At 39.7% G+C, this 15,648-nt stretch carries 14 protein-coding genes; 11 read left to right on the forward strand and 3 right to left on the reverse strand.

What is annotated here, in order from left to right:
* Positions 1 to 13 precede the first annotated feature (13 nt).
* The 6 genes from devC (at position 14) to V7K32_RS07360 (ending at position 7,589) form a co-directional block, all read left to right on the forward strand.
* The gene (devC, locus tag V7K32_RS07335) at positions 14 to 1,192 is read left to right on the forward strand and encodes an ABC transporter permease DevC (protein WP_334991686.1); all 1,179 of its coding nucleotides are present in this window, start codon (positions 14 to 16) and stop codon (positions 1,190 to 1,192) included.
* Positions 1,193 to 1,407: 215 nt separating this feature from the next.
* On the forward strand, positions 1,408 to 2,412 hold the full coding sequence (locus tag V7K32_RS07340) for an NAD-dependent epimerase/dehydratase family protein (protein ID WP_334991688.1): 1,005 nt from the start codon (positions 1,408 to 1,410) through the stop codon (positions 2,410 to 2,412).
* A gap of 479 nt (positions 2,413 to 2,891) precedes the next feature.
* Positions 2,892 to 3,875, forward strand: coding sequence for a glycosyltransferase family 2 protein (locus V7K32_RS07345; protein WP_334991690.1), 984 nt, complete (start codon positions 2,892 to 2,894; stop codon positions 3,873 to 3,875).
* Positions 3,876 to 3,954: 79 nt separating this feature from the next.
* Positions 3,955 to 4,422 carry a DUF2141 domain-containing protein gene (locus tag V7K32_RS07350; protein ID WP_334991692.1) on the forward strand — a complete coding sequence of 156 codons (468 nt, stop codon included), beginning with the start codon at positions 3,955 to 3,957 and terminating at the stop codon, positions 4,420 to 4,422.
* Between the two features lie 177 nt (positions 4,423 to 4,599).
* On the forward strand, positions 4,600 to 5,886 hold the full coding sequence (locus V7K32_RS07355) for a glycosyltransferase (RefSeq protein WP_334991694.1): 1,287 nt from the start codon (positions 4,600 to 4,602) through the stop codon (positions 5,884 to 5,886).
* Between the two features lie 410 nt (positions 5,887 to 6,296).
* Positions 6,297 to 7,589: a glycosyltransferase gene (locus V7K32_RS07360; protein WP_334991696.1), complete on the forward strand. Its 1,293-nt coding sequence runs from the start codon at positions 6,297 to 6,299 to the stop codon at positions 7,587 to 7,589.
* A gap of 556 nt (positions 7,590 to 8,145) precedes the next feature.
* Here V7K32_RS07360 and V7K32_RS07365 read toward each other — a convergent pair.
* Positions 8,146 to 8,733, reverse strand: coding sequence for a hypothetical protein (locus V7K32_RS07365; protein WP_334991698.1), 588 nt, complete (start codon positions 8,731 to 8,733; stop codon positions 8,146 to 8,148).
* Positions 8,734 to 8,830: 97 nt separating this feature from the next.
* Positions 8,831 to 9,400, reverse strand: a complete 570-nt coding sequence (locus tag V7K32_RS07370) for a DUF6658 family protein (RefSeq protein ID WP_334991700.1) — start codon at positions 9,398 to 9,400, stop codon at positions 8,831 to 8,833.
* A 225-nt stretch (positions 9,401 to 9,625) separates the two neighbouring features.
* On the opposite strand from V7K32_RS07370, the gene V7K32_RS07375 reads away from it, so the two are divergent.
* A complete protein-coding gene (locus V7K32_RS07375) occupies positions 9,626 to 10,546 on the forward strand; it encodes a lysylphosphatidylglycerol synthase domain-containing protein (protein WP_334991702.1) in 921 nt (306 codons plus the stop codon).
* 12 nt (positions 10,547 to 10,558) lie between these two features.
* Here the strand turns inward: V7K32_RS07375 and V7K32_RS07380 are convergent, their stop codons facing one another.
* Complete coding sequence (locus V7K32_RS07380; protein WP_334991704.1) at positions 10,559 to 11,878, reverse strand: hypothetical protein; 1,320 nt, start codon at positions 11,876 to 11,878, stop codon at positions 10,559 to 10,561.
* Between the two features lie 1,350 nt (positions 11,879 to 13,228).
* Here V7K32_RS07380 and ndhL point away from each other — a divergent pair.
* From ndhL to V7K32_RS07400, 4 genes are all read left to right on the forward strand, one after another.
* Positions 13,229 to 13,441, forward strand: coding sequence for an NAD(P)H-quinone oxidoreductase subunit L (gene ndhL / locus V7K32_RS07385; RefSeq protein ID WP_100900242.1), 213 nt, complete (start codon positions 13,229 to 13,231; stop codon positions 13,439 to 13,441).
* Positions 13,442 to 13,465: 24 nt separating this feature from the next.
* A complete protein-coding gene (locus V7K32_RS07390; protein WP_069069199.1) occupies positions 13,466 to 13,777 on the forward strand; it encodes a DUF3007 family protein in 312 nt (103 codons plus the stop codon).
* Between the two features lie 93 nt (positions 13,778 to 13,870).
* Positions 13,871 to 14,698, forward strand: coding sequence for a tryptophan synthase subunit alpha (trpA, locus tag V7K32_RS07395; RefSeq protein WP_334991707.1), 828 nt, complete (start codon positions 13,871 to 13,873; stop codon positions 14,696 to 14,698).
* A gap of 235 nt (positions 14,699 to 14,933) precedes the next feature.
* Positions 14,934 to 15,590, forward strand: coding sequence for a heterocyst differentiation related protein (locus V7K32_RS07400; protein ID WP_334991709.1), 657 nt, complete (start codon positions 14,934 to 14,936; stop codon positions 15,588 to 15,590).
* Positions 15,591 to 15,648 lie beyond the last annotated feature (58 nt).

The raw sequence follows: 15,648 nt of genomic DNA on the forward strand, positions 1-15,648 counted from the left end.
AACAAATAAATCCATGATTTTCAAAATTCCTTTAGGATGGCTACAGCTAGCCCAGCAAAAAGTTCGTTTAGTAGTAGCTGTCGCTGGGATTGGTTTTATTGTGCTGCTAATGTTTGTGCAACTTGGTTTTCAAGATGCTCTCTATTCAAGTGCGACCGCAGTACATCAGAATCTCAAAGGAGATTTATTTTTAGTTAGTTCTCAATATAAATCTTTGACCTCAAATCAAAGTTTTTCGCGGACTCGTTTGTACGAATCTCTGGGGTTTGATGGCGTAGAGTCAGTTAACCCCATGTATTTGCAATTTGCCAAACTGAAAAATCCAGCAACTGGTGAGAAATATTCAATATACGTTATTGGTTTCGATCCAGGTAGACCTGTGATAAATCTCCCAGAAGTTGAGAAAAATTTAGATAAACTGAAAATTCCCGATGTCGTGTTTTTTGACCGGAGTTCTCGCCCAGAGTTTGGCCCAATAGCTCAAAAATTTAATGCGGGAGATACTGCACAGACAATTGAAATATTTCCCTTCAATTCATTAATTGGCTATAGAGTTAGAATTGGTGGCTTATTTAGCTTAGGGCCTTCCTTTGGGGTAGACGGGAATTTACTTGTCAGTGACTCAACTTTCTTGAGGATAAATCCCAATAGTCGTCCGGCAGATATGATAGATATCGGTTTGATTTCCCTCAAACCTGGTACTAATCCAGAAACAGTACTAAAAAATTTGCAAGCAACTTTGCCGAATGATGTCCAAATTTTTACACGTCAAGGTTTCATTGATTTTGAGAAAAAATATTGGGCTGTTAGAACACCGATTGGTTTTATACTTAACTTGATGTTGACAATGGCTGCGGTTGTTGGTGTAGTTATTGTTTATCAAATTCTTTACAGCAATATTGCTACCCAGTTCGTTGCTTACGCCACTTTAAAAGCCATAGGTTATGCCAATAGATATTTGTTGAACGTGGTATTTCAGCAAGCTTTGATTTTATCAATTTTAGGTTATATCCCCGGATTTATTACTTCTGTTCTGTTATATAGCTTTGCAGCAGAAGCAACTAAATTACCAATATTTATGACCATAAATAATGCACTGATTGTCTTAACTTCAACAGTTCTCATGTGTATAACTTCAGGTGCGCTTGCTATCAATAAACTCCGCTCCGCAGATCCGGGAGATATTTTCTAAATAAGACAAGTTGCTCTCAGCAACTTTTTAAAGGTAGGTATTTCGCTACAGTCTACTGTTTATAAAGTCAACAATACTAGGTTTGTAGTCAGCGCTTTAGCGCTCAAATCAAAGACTAAAGTCCTAACTACAAACTTATTCACCCATCAACGTTGGTGTGATGGGCTACTAGGCTTTTGCTTTAATCCAAAATCTCAAATTGGTATACGTCAGATATGAACCTCAACAATAAAACTCTCCTAATTACTGCAATTGATGAATTTGTCGGTTTGCGTACAGCCGAGTTAGCAATAGCGCAAGGAATGAAGGTTCGTGGACTACAAACTTCTCCAGAAAAGAACAAACAATTAGAGCATTTAGGTGTTGAGATAATTATTGGTAATATCAGCGATTCTGCTATTGCTCAAAAGGCTTGTCAGGGAATAGATATAGTTTTACATACAGAGCAAATTGCCGAAGAAGCTGGCTCAATTAGCCATTTTCGTGATATCAATGTTGGCGGTACTGTCAACATGGCTAAAGCCGCTAAACAGGCTGGTGTCAAAACATTTGTGCATCTATCTAGTGTGATGGTTTACGGTTTCAACTATCCTGATGGTGTTACAGAATCGGGCCCCCTCTCTGGCGAAAATAATCCCTACTGTCAAACTAAAATAGAAGCTGAAAAAGCAGTTTTAGAACTGAATAATCCCTCAGATTTTGGCATCATCGTAATTAGGGCTGGAGATATTTATGGACCAGGAAGTATCCCCTGGATAGTCAGACCAATTCTGATGATGCGTCAAAAATTATTTGCCTGTGCCAACGATGCTAAAGGAGTGATTAATCATGTATATATAGATAACCTGATTGATGGCATCTTTCTAGCGATAGAAAAAGAAACCTATGGTGAAATATTCAATATCACCGACGGACAAGAAACTTCCTGGAAAGAATATTTTATGCGTTTAGCAGCAATGGAAGGTTTACAAGCACCCCTTTCATTATCGAAAGATGAAATCAAGTTGTTTCTAAAGCTACGTGTTCAAGGACAAAAACTTTTTCGGAAAAAAGTTGATATCTTACCAGAGTCTATAGATTTTATGACTCGTCCCTATGCTTGTTCTATTGTCAAAGCCCAAAATCTGTTAAATTATAAACCAACAATTGACCTAGAATCAGGAATGCAGCGAACACACGAATGGCTGCAAAAAACAGATATTCAAAGTTTGATGAAATAGTCTTTTGGAAGTGGTACTGCAAGGCGAAAGTCAAAATAATTCGTCATTCGTGATTACGAATTAGTAATTATTCGGTCAAGCTAGTGCAAGAGGGTTTGTAGTAAGCAGAAAGCGTGCGTAGAAAACAAGGACTAAAGTCCTTACTACGAACTTGTTTAACCCTCAATTCAAAGCTGACAGACTAATAAGTAAGTGGGCGCAAATAATCATCACTGGCTTGTAGTTGCGCTTTAGCGCAAGACAGCGCAACTACTGTCTAGCTACTTAGGGAGAATATAAGGATTAGAATAGTAGCTTGGGTTAAGGAACGAAACCCAACATTATCAAGGCTTTGTTGGGTAACGCTTAAGCTCAAGCCAACCTACTAAATTCTAAATTCTGACTTCTAACTTCTGACTTCTGGATTATTACGTTGCATCTGCCTAACAATTATCTGCAATTAAGCAATAATCCACAGTTTTTTAGAATACGTGTTTTATATGAGTAGCAATCAGCCACGATTGAGCATCGGGTTACCTGTATATAATGGTGAAAAATTTATCAAAGAAGCCATAGATTCACTCTTGGCTCAGACCTTTGAAGATTTTGAACTAATTATTTCAGATAATGCATCTACAGATAAAACTGAAGAAATCTGTAGAGCTTATGCCGAGAAAGACCAACGTATTTGTTACTACCGCAATGACAAGAATATCGGTTGCGCCCGTAACTTCAATCGAGTTTTTAAATTGTCTTCGGGTGAGTACTTTAAGTGGGCAGCCTATGATGATCTACATGCTCCAGATTTTATCAAGAAGTGTATTGAGGTGCTTGACCAAGATCCTACCATAATCTTGTGTCACTCCCAGACATATTTCATGGATGAAAAGGGGAGTTTTCTCCAAAATTACGATATCAAACTCAAGGCAGATGCACTAAAACCACACGAACGTTTTCACGAATTGCTGACCAAACATTTATGTTATCAATGTTACGGTGTAATTCGCGCCAGTGCCTTGAGAAGGATACCGCCTATGGGTGGTTATGGTAATGCAGATGGAATTCTCTTGTTAAGACTTGGTATTCTCGGTAGGTTTTATGAAATTCCTGAATACCTATTTTTTGCCAGAAGCCATCCACAACAATCAATGAGTATGTATTTCCCTAATTATTTGTTGTTTACTAACAACAGTAAAAAACACTCATTGAGTATGCTGCCTGATTTTTATGCGTATGCAGTGTGGTTTGATTCAGCAAAGAAAGGACAAATTTTATTGCCACATTGGAGAATCCTTTGGGAGTATGTACTCTCTATATGGCGGAGTCCCTTGAGTTTGTATGAGCGGCTGTGTTGTCATAGAAGTTTACATCAGCAGTTAAAAGGTACAGAATATCTTCTGCTGAAAGATTTGCTAATGGTGGTGCAAAAACTTTGGGAAGGTTGGCAAGCAGCATCAATTAAAAAACAGCAAGTCAGACTTTGAACAAATAAGTTAAAAAATCAAAGCTGGTAAATACAGCTTTTTCTTAACCCACGAATCACCTATTATTCACCACAAAGCTATGTTGAAACTATCTCAAGTTTGTCATGTTTTGCTTGCTACTTTAGCGAGCATCAGCTTTGCTAAAACAGTGAATGCAGAGCCAACTGCAACACTAAATGTTGTAGTCAATGGAATACATCACCAAAAAGGTGAGATTTGCTTCAGAGTTTACGCAAGTGAACAAGGATTTCCGATGAGTAATTCTAATGGATCTCAAAGTGGCTGCGTTAAGATTACTGGCAATTCTGTAAAAAAACAATTTACCGGTTTGAAGCCTGGAACTTATGCTGTCGCTGTAGTTGACGATCAAAATGGCGATCGCAAACTCAATAAAGACTTTTTCGGTATTCCTAAAGAAGGTTTTGGGATTTCCAAAAATCCAACTGTGTCTATACAAACAGGTTCGCCAAAGTTTCGTGATGCCAGTTTTGTTGTAAACAAAAATACAACTATCAACATCATCATGAAATATTCGCTGGATTCGTAAAGGAGTGGGGAGTAGGGAGTGGGGAGTGGGGGGACTGGGGACTCGGAACTGGCTCTCTACAAGAAAGATATTTCTGATTCCCAATCCCTAATCCTTAATCCCTAATCCCTAATCTCTAATCCCTAATCCCTAATCCCCAGTCCCCAAGCCCTTATTCTGTCGGAGACTAAAAATTTAATGGAAGATTTGGCGATATTTTTGTCTAAGTCTTTGATGGGTTGGCTGGTTATTCAGGTGTGTTTAACGCTTGTCTTTATATGGTATTTGCGCTCATCTAAAAAAAAATTATTACCAGATGAGCAGTTACCCAAAACAGCAGTGATTCTTTGCTTACGCGGAGCCGATCCGTTTTTGCCTAGATGTTTGCGATCGCTCCTAAATCAAAACTATCCCCAGTATGATTTAAAATTGATCGTTGATAGTCACGAAGATCCCGCTTGGAAAATTGCCAGTGAAACCATCACAGAGCAAGAAGCGACTAACGTTCAAATCAGCCCTTTGAGAATAGTACGCAACAATTGTAGTCTCAAATGCAGTTCTTTAATCCAAGCTGTCCGTGAGTTGGATGATTCTTACAAAGTGGTTGCTTTAGTAGATGCTGATACTATAGTGCATGTAAATTGGTTGCGAGAATTAGTCAGTCCTTTGGGGGATGCGAAAGTAGGAGCAACAACGGGTAATCGTTGGTATGTACCTACAGGTAAATATTGGGGATCTATAGTACGCTACGCCGGTAATGTATCCACTGTTGTGCAAATGTTTCTCTTCCAAATTCCTTGGGGTGGAACTTTAGCTGTGAAAACAGAAGTACTTCGCCAAACAGAACTGCTAGATAAGTGGGGACAAGCTTTAGGCGAAGATTTTATGATGCACGACATCCTCAAAAAACAGGGATTGCAGGTAAAGTTTGTGCCTTCGCTGCTGATTGTAAATCGTGAAGAGACTAATTTATTCAACTTAATAGATTATCTTAAACGCCTCATGCTGTATTCTCGACTGTATCACCCACGTTGGTTAGCTTTAGTTAGTGAAGCTGTTTCTAGCATTTTGTTTCCGACTACAGTCATCATTTTAATTCTTGAGTCGTTATTAGAGGCAAAATGGGAAGGTGCGGCTCTCTTGTTAGGCTGCTATGGAGTTTATACTGTCGGGTTACTGTTGATAATGCTCGTGTTGGAATTAGAGATACAGCGAGTGGTTCGCTCTAATAACCAGGCGATGCCTATCGGCAAGCCGTTGCACGTCTACGCAAAATTATCAGTTGCTACAATCATCAAAATGTTGATTGCGATTCCCTTGACACAGTGGGTTTATGGGTTAGCGATGCTATCATCCCTGTGGGTTTCAACAGTTACTTGGCGCGGTGTTTCCTATCGGGTTCAAGGCCCCTGGAATGTCCGGCTAGTTGAATATCGCCCTTATCAATGGTTGGATCAGCCTATTGATAGCAAGGTTTCTCTTTGAACTAAATCGTTAAATATGAACTAGGGCATGAAAGTTATTACACTAAACATTCCCTAGTCTTTAAATTATATAATCTTATATTTAGTATAACTATCTTAGTTATAACCTTTGTCAAAATACACGTTTTGGCTTGTTAATTACCAAAATCTATTCGTATTAATGGCAAGGGTTTAGACAAATATATTAAGGGGAATTTTGGCTTAATATTTTGGAGGTTTTGATAGCTTCTAATCCAGATTTAAAAACATCCTCTTCACAATGAATAACTTCGTATAGTTGAAAACGCGTAAATCCTTAGTCTAACTGTATTAGTCGGAATTTGTGAGCAGAATAATCAGGATGTTGATGAAGCATTTTCTGCGTCAGTTCTAAATTCAAAACCAGCATTTTTGTGAAATATTCCTTTTTTTATGACTAAGAAACCACTTCGGATTGCACTGTTTACAGGATTATACGCTCCTTTCTTAACTGGAGTTTCCGTAGCAGTCCACCAACGGGTTCGTTGGTTGCTAGAGCAGGGACATGAGGTTTTTCTAATCCATCCACAAATCAACGATCGCTATCCCAAAAATGTTGGCGATCGCCCGATGCCAGGTTTAAATGAAATTCAGTCTTTCTCCAACTTCTCTGCTTACGCATTCCCCACACAACCACTGCTATTTTACAAGTCTCTTCCTCAACCGTTGAACTATCGATATTGGAGCGATACCAAGTTGCTGGAGAAATTCCAGCCTGATATTATCATAGTTGAAGAAGCCGCGCAAATGAGAGGTTTATACTCATTTTTCTTGCAAGGTTATGGTCGCCCAATCGGTACCGAATACGCAAGAAAAACAGGTACGCCAACAATATCACTCTTCCATACAGATATTGTTGCATATATCAAATATTACTTTGGGGATAAATTCTTTAATTTGGTTCGTCCCATCATCCCCGCTTTAGTTAAGCAATTTAGTGAGTCTTATGACTTCAATTACTTTTCTTCTAAAGAACAACTCACTAAATACGAAGAACTGAAATGCCAACGTGCCGAATATGTCCCTTATCAAGGCATTGATTGCGAAAAATTTCACCCGCGAAACATTTCTTATAACCCTATTCCTAACGACAACCGACCAACTCTCTTATTTGTTGGACGCATCACCCCAGAAAAGAATGTCAACCAACTACTTGATATATTTCCGCTCATCGCTGCCAAAATCCCTGATGTTCATCTGGTGATTGTTGGTAGTGGCCCACTAGATGAGGAAATTCGTCAACGGGCCGAAAAATTTGGATCGGGTATTACTGTATGGGGCGAGTCTCACGGTACAGAACTTTTAGGTTGGTTTGCCAGAGCGGATGTCTTTGTCAATCCCTCCATTACGGAAAACTTTTGCACTACAAATAATGAAGCGCTAGCGTCTGGAACCCCTCTGGTTGCAGTTATTGCACCCTCAACCTCAGAACAGGTATCTCCCGGTCGTAACGGCTTTCTTGCCCAACCCAACAACCCCACAGACTTCGCCCAAAAGGTGATTGCGATTTTAGAAAATCCCGATTTGAAAGCAGATATGACTCGGAACGCTCGCCCCTCGATACTCGAATTTGATTGGTCGGCATGTATGCAAAAACTTGAAGAGAAACTTTACCAAATCGTTGAAGAAGGCAGAAGCAGCAAATCATCCAGTCAGGGAAGGGTTAATCGAACTCAGGTTAATTAGCGATCGCTTCAGTTTAACAAAGGCTGTTACTTCAAGGGTGCGATCGTAGACCGCGCACCATATCATGTCAGCGTAATTGGCACTGGCTCCCCTTAATCCCCCTCATCGCTTGCCATGAGGGGAGACAAAGCATAGCTTTGGCTCTTTGGGGTTCTTCGGATTTAATAAGTATACATGCTGTAGGGGCAATTCATGAATTGCCCTTACCTGAAAATAAAAGTTTCGGCTATTGTTTGCGTAAGTTCTAAAGCAATCAAGCGGACATGATATAGCAGTCCTAAATCATTCGTGAAAATTATATCTCTCTTTCTTCTTTCTTTCCTTTGCGTCCTTGGCGTCCTTGGCGGTTCGTTTCCTAATCTATATTTTTCACAACTCAAATAGGATTGCTATATAAATCCCCCCTACCCACCCAAAACTCTGTGGGCGCTTTCATATTTTTGCAGCAGATTGAATAACTAATAGACATCTCCGAAAAAGAATGTAGAGACGCGAAATTTCGCGTCTCTACAAAGGTTTCATTTTGCAGATATTTTATTTCCGGAGATGTCTAATTTCAATCAACAGCCTTCTTCACTGCATTACTTGCATCTTCAGCTGTGCGCTTAACATTTTTACCAGCATCTTCAGCCCCACGCTGAACATTCTTTGTCACACCTTCGGTTGCATTCTGGGTATTTCCCTTGAGATTTTCAATTCCTCGTTGAGTACCCTTAACTACGCCTTCTCCCAATTCATTAGCTGAACTGCCGATATCTTCACCCAAGTTCTTCACTCTTTCACCAAGGGATGTACCTTGTTTGTAATTTTGACCATATTGTTCTGGGCTGTCAATTCCCTTCTGGTCAATATTTTTTTGAGAATTTTTTGCCAGTGCATCAGCTCTGTCGTTAGCTGCCTTTTCATCTAATTTCGCTCTGGGATCTACATCACTAAAATTATTCATCCCACCAGCCGGAGAGGAGAGAGGATAATCTTTTGTAGAATCGTATCGTTGAATATAAGGTGACTCAGGCTGTGGTGGTTCTGTTGCTATTCCTGGGCTACTACAAGCTTGGGTCACAAATAAAAATGTTCCTGCCAAAAAAACAGTTAAAACTTTCAAGGGACGAATGCTTTTGAGCCAATTCATTGCTTTTTTCATACTTCTACTCCTTGCATTTTTCTGACTAAGTTAAACTTCAACCAAGATGGCATTTGCAATTAATTTTACATCCAAGGCATTCAGAAAAATAAGAGTTTTATCTGCCTACTGCTGGATTTTTTTGTAATTCCGGTCTAGCAGCAGCTTCATCACCCTTATCTTTCAAAAAGCCGGAAGCTTCTTCAACATTCTCTTTTACAGTCTCAATCCGATCTTGAATCCGCTCTCCTACCTTTGGTTCATCCTGAATCAAACCACCTGGTTCAGGTTCTTGGAAGTCCTTGTCTGTGATAATTGGTAGTTCTGCTTCTTTCTCGATTCGACCTGCTGGTGTCTCAGCACCAGGATAGAGTATCTTGGATTTTCTATTTGTTGTAGCAATCAACAATTCCGAACTTGGTTGTAAGCTAGCTTGGTCGCGTCCCTGATTGGCTTTTGGATTTACTATTTTTGGATCGGTAGACAATCTGTTGTTGGTATAGTTGTCTCCTCCATTCTTATAAGGATTGTTTGCTCCACCAGCTTGTACAGCAGGATTTTGTGGATTTGCACCTTGAGCATTTGCCCCACTACAAGCAGTGCTAACTATCAACAATAGTCCAGCTAAAAAGATAGTTACTATCTGGCGCAATCTTATTTTTTTCAAGAATAGTCTCACAGTGTTCACGTAGTCCTCCTTACCAAAATATTAATAAGTTCAGATTTTGCTGAATCTTTGGAGTGGTCAGCAAGTTTTTGTGCTTGTTTTGGTTCGCTCATTTGATAACCTTTTTAAGGATATGAATAATAAAATCCACTTGACCTCTAGCGCAGGCTACATTTTAATTACTACAAAAATAATATTTTTATCTAACTCTAGAGAGATATAAAATAAAGTAATATAGGTTGCGTCATGAAGCAATTTTTAAGTTGGATAATTTTGGGCGGAACGCTGTTTTTTTTAGCGAAAGCTCTGAAGGATAATTGGATTGGAGTGACTGCTATCCGCATTGATGCGGTAGGATGGGCAATTATGGCGATCGCTACAGGCATCACTTTACTAGCACATACTTGGGCTGGCTGGATCTGGACTTGGATTTTGCAAGAGTTAAATCAACCTGTATCGCCTCGCCAGTTCATCCAGGTTTATCTAAAAACGAACATAGCTAAGTATTTACCAGGTAATATCTGGCATTACTACGGGCGAATTGTCGCCGCCAAAAATGCCAATGTTTCTGCTGGTGCAGCCACCTTAAGCGTTTTGCTAGAACCCCTACTCATGCTAACGGCTGCTTTAATCATCATTGTCTTATGCAGTAGCCAATTTGCAGCAGCTAATAGTACTTTTGTTCTACAAATATTACAATTGCTGAGTTTAGCTGTAGTCCTTTGTGCGATTCATCCTTGGTTTTTAAACCCCGTTATTCGCTTTTTCTACAGATTGAAAGCAAAAAAATCTGCTGCTACCACTGAGACAACTGTTCCCTTGAGTCTTAAAAGCTATCCCCTACGCCCTTTGTTAGGAGAATTGGGCTTTATGGGACTACGCGCCACTGGGTTTATATTAACTATGTTCGCCTTGGGTTCGTTGAATGTGAATCAAATTCCTTTGTTATTAGGGGCTTTTAGCTGCGCTTGGTTATTGGGGCTTGTGATTCCGGGTGCGCCTGGTGGGTTAGGTGTGTTTGAAGCGACTGCGTATGAACTTTTACGACACCATTTTCCATCTGCTTTAGTATTTGGTGCGATCGCTCTATATCGCCTCATTAGTATTCTAGCTGAAACTGCGGGTGCTGCTTTAGCTTGGTTAGACGAACGCCTTGCTAAATCATGAATCAAACGACACTCATTTTTGTTTATCTACTTTCATCTGTGAAAACACCCGATAAGCATCCAGATTTAAGTGCGGATTACTGCTTTGCTCTTCTTCCATCTTAATCAAGTTATATTCTACATTTTCTGTGTAAATTGCAAACGTTATATTAAAAATTTCCATAAAATTGATTACCCACTTACACTCATCTTCAGGAAATTTTTCGTAATAACGAATCAGATGAGCAATTTTAATCTCTAAATGCCTACGAGAATTTCTACAAATCAAAATAGTCTTTAAGAGGATAATAACCAATGTGAAAGAGTGACCTTGGCTAAGTAATAATATAAATAACAACGAAGGTTCTTTGCCGTTTTCTATTGTCAAACAATCAATCACTCGATTACAGGTTCTCAAAAATAATTCTTTAGTGATTACTTCTTGATTATAATCTTTCTTCCATAAAGATAATGTTTCGGCAAACTGCTGCCGCAAAGTCTTGACTAATTCTTGATTATCTACAGAGAAAAATAGATATTTTTCTATACTTTTTTTAAATTCTTCAAGGGTTTGTTCTTGAGTTTGCTTTATAAATATATTGGCAATATTCTCATGGCTAAACATACCTTTTTTTAAAACAATTGCTTTTATTAAATGCAGAACATTATCTCCTAATACACTAGGATTTTTGTAGCGTGTTGTGCTTGATGCGGCAGATTGAGAACGAGCAATATACATCGCTAGTTCAAACTTAAATTTTTCTTTTATCTGTCTATAAAGCTTTCTGGTAGCCTCTTGTTGCTCTTTTGGATTATTATCATTAACAGATTGAGCAACTAATAAGTAGGAAGTGTAACGATTAGCCCAATGACCTTTAGATAATTCGTCATATTTAGCAGCAAATAGGTTTATTTCTTGATAGTCTTTGCTGTTGATAAAATTATGAAGCCAGCTTTTACAGATATTTATTGCTGGCAAATAATTTGGTTTTAATTCTAAATCTACAATAACAAACAAGTTAACTAGTTTTTGGATATATTTTTCTTTTCTATTAGTTTTCCAATTGTTTATTATTATATATATACAGCGCTTAAGTGTATTATGAAAATCATCTTCTTTGTCATCTAAAAAAATCTTGTATATCCCAGGTATGGAATAACAAAATTGTGAATCAAGACCATCTAGAAATAAAGCTTTAAATTCGCGTAAAACTTCATCTGGCGACATTGTATGGACAATTTGTATGAAGAAAGAATAAACCTCTTCTTGTGCAAATTGCACATTTATCTGTCTAAAGTTAGACGTAATATAAAGGGGGTATTCCTGACTAATTGATAAACTATTAGCGGTCATTTCAGTTATCAGGATAAAAAGAAAAGGTTTAATGTTGGTATTATTATCAGCTTAACTTGCGTGAACAGTAGCACCAATCTATTGTTGACATATTCAGTAATCTTTTTACACAAATTTGATAAACTCCGCCTATAAATAAAGGATTAAACATAAATTGTTTAATCCTTTATCAAATCCTCCAGTGGAATTGCTTACTCTTATAACGATTTTTATTTGCATAAGCTACATGGGTAGAGACACGGTATTATCCATACGTGTCAGCTTAAGCTTAACTGTTGGCTTCCTCACCCGCCTGGAATTAAAGTTCTTTGGCTTTTAGCTAAAGTCTAGTTGAGTAGACTAAAGATTCTTAGGTATATACTTAGGAACGTGGATTAAATAAAATGCAAAACTTCATTCTCTATCACGATCCCTCTCCGATATATTGGAGAGGGATTGAGGGTGAGGTAAGCCAGGGACATGACTTTTAGGTTAAGTAGACACCAATGAGCATTACCGTGTCCCTCAGAAGTATTCATCTATCATTATGCAAAAATACTCCTATACAAGGTATAGGAGTATTTTCGGTTCTCAAATGGGGGTGGAGGGACTTGAACCCACACGACCTTTTACGGTCAACGGATTTTCATTCTCCCGCAGTTTTCACTGCTACCTGATAGTTTTAGCATCAGGTTTTAAGAATTGGACTCTCCCTTTACCCTCGGCTTAACGTTAGGGTAGCTCCCGTCGGGTCTCTGCACCTTCCCTCAATTTTGGATTTTAGACTTCTGCTTCGCTCAGTCGAACGATTTTGAATTTTGGATTGTAGACTAATCGCAAATCTAAAATCGCAAATCTAAAATTTTTGGGCTTGGCTCAGGATTGCCATGTCTGTCACTAGATTTAGGTTTCCCTGAGTTTGAGAGCTTCCACTTGAGGGATTTCTCCTTCAAGGCTCAATTATTTAAGTCCGTAGCGTCTACCATTCCGCCACACCCCCGCAGGTGTTTTCCAACTAGCATAACTAGTTATTTTTTGGAGGCAGCAAATACCTCCTCATCTATTCCACCATCAATTGTGTCTTTTGTCCAACTAGATTAAAAATATTTTTTCCAGATTCAGCGATCGCTTTTTAGAGTTGCAAGTTTTCCTTGTTTCCTCGTAATTAATCTGGATGAGTTTTCCATCTTGTCTGACTAGAGCATTTATTTGACAGCAGATTTTAGATTATAGCATAACACTACCTTTTGTCAATCAATCTGGACATAGAGGAATTTTGGGGTAGTTATATTGAAAGCATGATGACTATAGTTTCCTCAGTTTCGCTCTTCAGCCTATGATGGAAAACAGATGCTTAAGACTTGAAAGTTTATGATTGTCGCCCTGTTGTATCTGATTTTGGCTGGAGCTTACCTCCTGGTAATCCCAATTGCTATTTTGCTGTACCTGAAGCAGCGTTGGTATGTAGCTACCTCCATCGAGCGTACCTTTATGTACTTTTTGGTGTTCTTCTTCTTTCCGGGTTTATTGGTTCTATCGCCGTTTCTAAATTTTCGACCCCAACGGCGACAAATTGAAGTTTAACTAAATTGGTAGGTCATAACTCTCATGCGACGGATTGACGCTATTGGAATTGGCTTGGGCGTTTTTATTGCTGGCGGCTTGGCTTATGTAGGATTACAGCTAGTCGGTTTGGATAATCAAAAAGCTGGTATATGGAGCCAAGTGTTACTAATCAGTGGGTTAGTTGGCTGGTTAGCCACCTATTTTTTCCGCGCGGTGGGACAAAAAATGACCTACCATCAACAACGGGAACAGTATGAGCAAGACTTTTTGCAAAAGCGGTTAGATGAGCTTAGTCCCGAAGAACTAGCACGAATTCAAGCCGAAATAGAACAAGAAGAACAATCTCAGGTGTAAAGTTATCATTGGTCAGTTGTTATTTGTCCTTTGTTTAGTTACAAATGACCAACGACTAATGACCAATAACCACTGACTAATGACTAATTACTAATGACTGCAATTTCTGATTGCTTTGAAAGCCTTAAGCAAAATGGTGAGTGCGCTTTAATTCCGTTTATTACTGCTGGCGATCCAGATTTAGAAACAACAGCAAAAGCGTTGCAGATTCTAGATCGTAGTGGAGCCGACATTATAGAATTGGGTATACCCTATTCCGATCCTCTGGCTGATGGGCCAGTAATTCAAGCTGCTGCTACTCGCGCCTTGCAAAGGGGTACGAAATTAGAGCAGGTTCTAGAAATGTTGCAAGAAATTACTCCCAAATTGCGATCGCCTATTATCCTATTTACCTACTACAACCCAATTCTGCACCGGGGAATTGACAAATTTCTCTCTTTAGTTGCGGCGGCTGGGGTGGCGGGATTGGTAGTACCAGATTTGCCCTTGGAAGAAGCAGCAGAGTTGATCCAACCAGCTAGTGAGATGGGAATTGACGTAATCTTGTTGGTAGCGCCCACCAGTTCTGCCCAACGCATAGAAGCGATCGCTCATTCATCGCTTGGATTTATTTATTTAGTTAGCGTCACCGGAGTTACAGGGGTGCGATCGCAACTGGAAAACCGCGTGTCTGATTTACTCAAGCAAATTCGTAGTGTTAGTGATAAACCCATCGGTGTAGGCTTTGGTATTTCTGAAGCTGCACAAGCCCGTCAGGTACAGGAATGGGGCGCGGATGCTGCGATCGTCGGTAGCGCTTTTGTGAAACGGTTAGCAGAAGGTACCCCAGAACAGGGACTTTCGGCGATCGCCCAATTTTGCCAAAGTCTCAAGGCTGCCATCAAGACCAACAGCACCAGTACAAATACTCCTCTTGATTAGACGGGAAAACTAGATTAAAAAAAGTATAACAGTGTAGTTTTTCTATGCTTTTGGTAGACAATTTGACCGTTATGGTTTTGAATATTAACATCAGATATCATGATGTAAAAAAACTAGCTGACCGGGTGGCTTATAGTTTGAGTATTATGTGAAGTCAAGTAGGCATAATTTATGAGTGTGAGAGTGAGTCAGTCACAAATGGTTATAATTAGGTCGCAATTGAGGAGCAAAGGCGATGAGTGAGAGTATGGCGTTTATCGGCGGGGTTGCCGTAGCTGGGCTGGCGGCTCTCGTATTGCTTAAAGGAACAAATACCCCCCTACAGTCTAACTTTGCTGTTGCTCCGCAAATGCCAGGGGCTGTAGTAGCGCCGGGAATACAGCCACAAATGTATCCTTATGGGCCTTATGGGCAACCAATGTATCCCAGTCAGCCACCCACTGCTGCCAATGCTGACCAGCGTCTGGAGGTGGAGAAGCTGAACACGCAGATGCAGTTGGAACGTTTAAAAAACGACAATGAACAGCTGAAGGTGCAAAATCAACAACTCCAAGGTCAAGTTCAAAATTTTAATACTCAGCAGCAGTGGCAACAAGCCCAGCAGTATAACCAACAAAAAGTAACAGCACTCCAGCCGCAAAATTCTTGGTGGTCTTCACCCGTGCTTTGGGCTGTAGGAGGCGCAACTCTCACTATTGGTGGTGGTGTTGTCGTCGCTGGTGTATTGGCTTTATTCTCACCACGGCAGCGTCCAGCCCGTACTGTACAAGTAATTCACCCTTACCAAGGAAATACACCACCCTTGGTTCCAGTACGTCGTGCTGAGTTTTTGCCTGCTTCGCGGATGGAAGCAAGACGAGTTGAAGCCCCAGAATACGACGAAATGCAGTAACACCACAAGGCGGAAGTCAAAAGCCACGCATTCACGCATTCAAAAGTTTTGTATATCA

The sequence above is a fragment of the Nostoc sp. genome, from assembly GCF_036917635.1.
Classification (GTDB): Bacteria; Cyanobacteriota; Cyanobacteriia; order Cyanobacteriales; family Nostocaceae; genus Nostoc.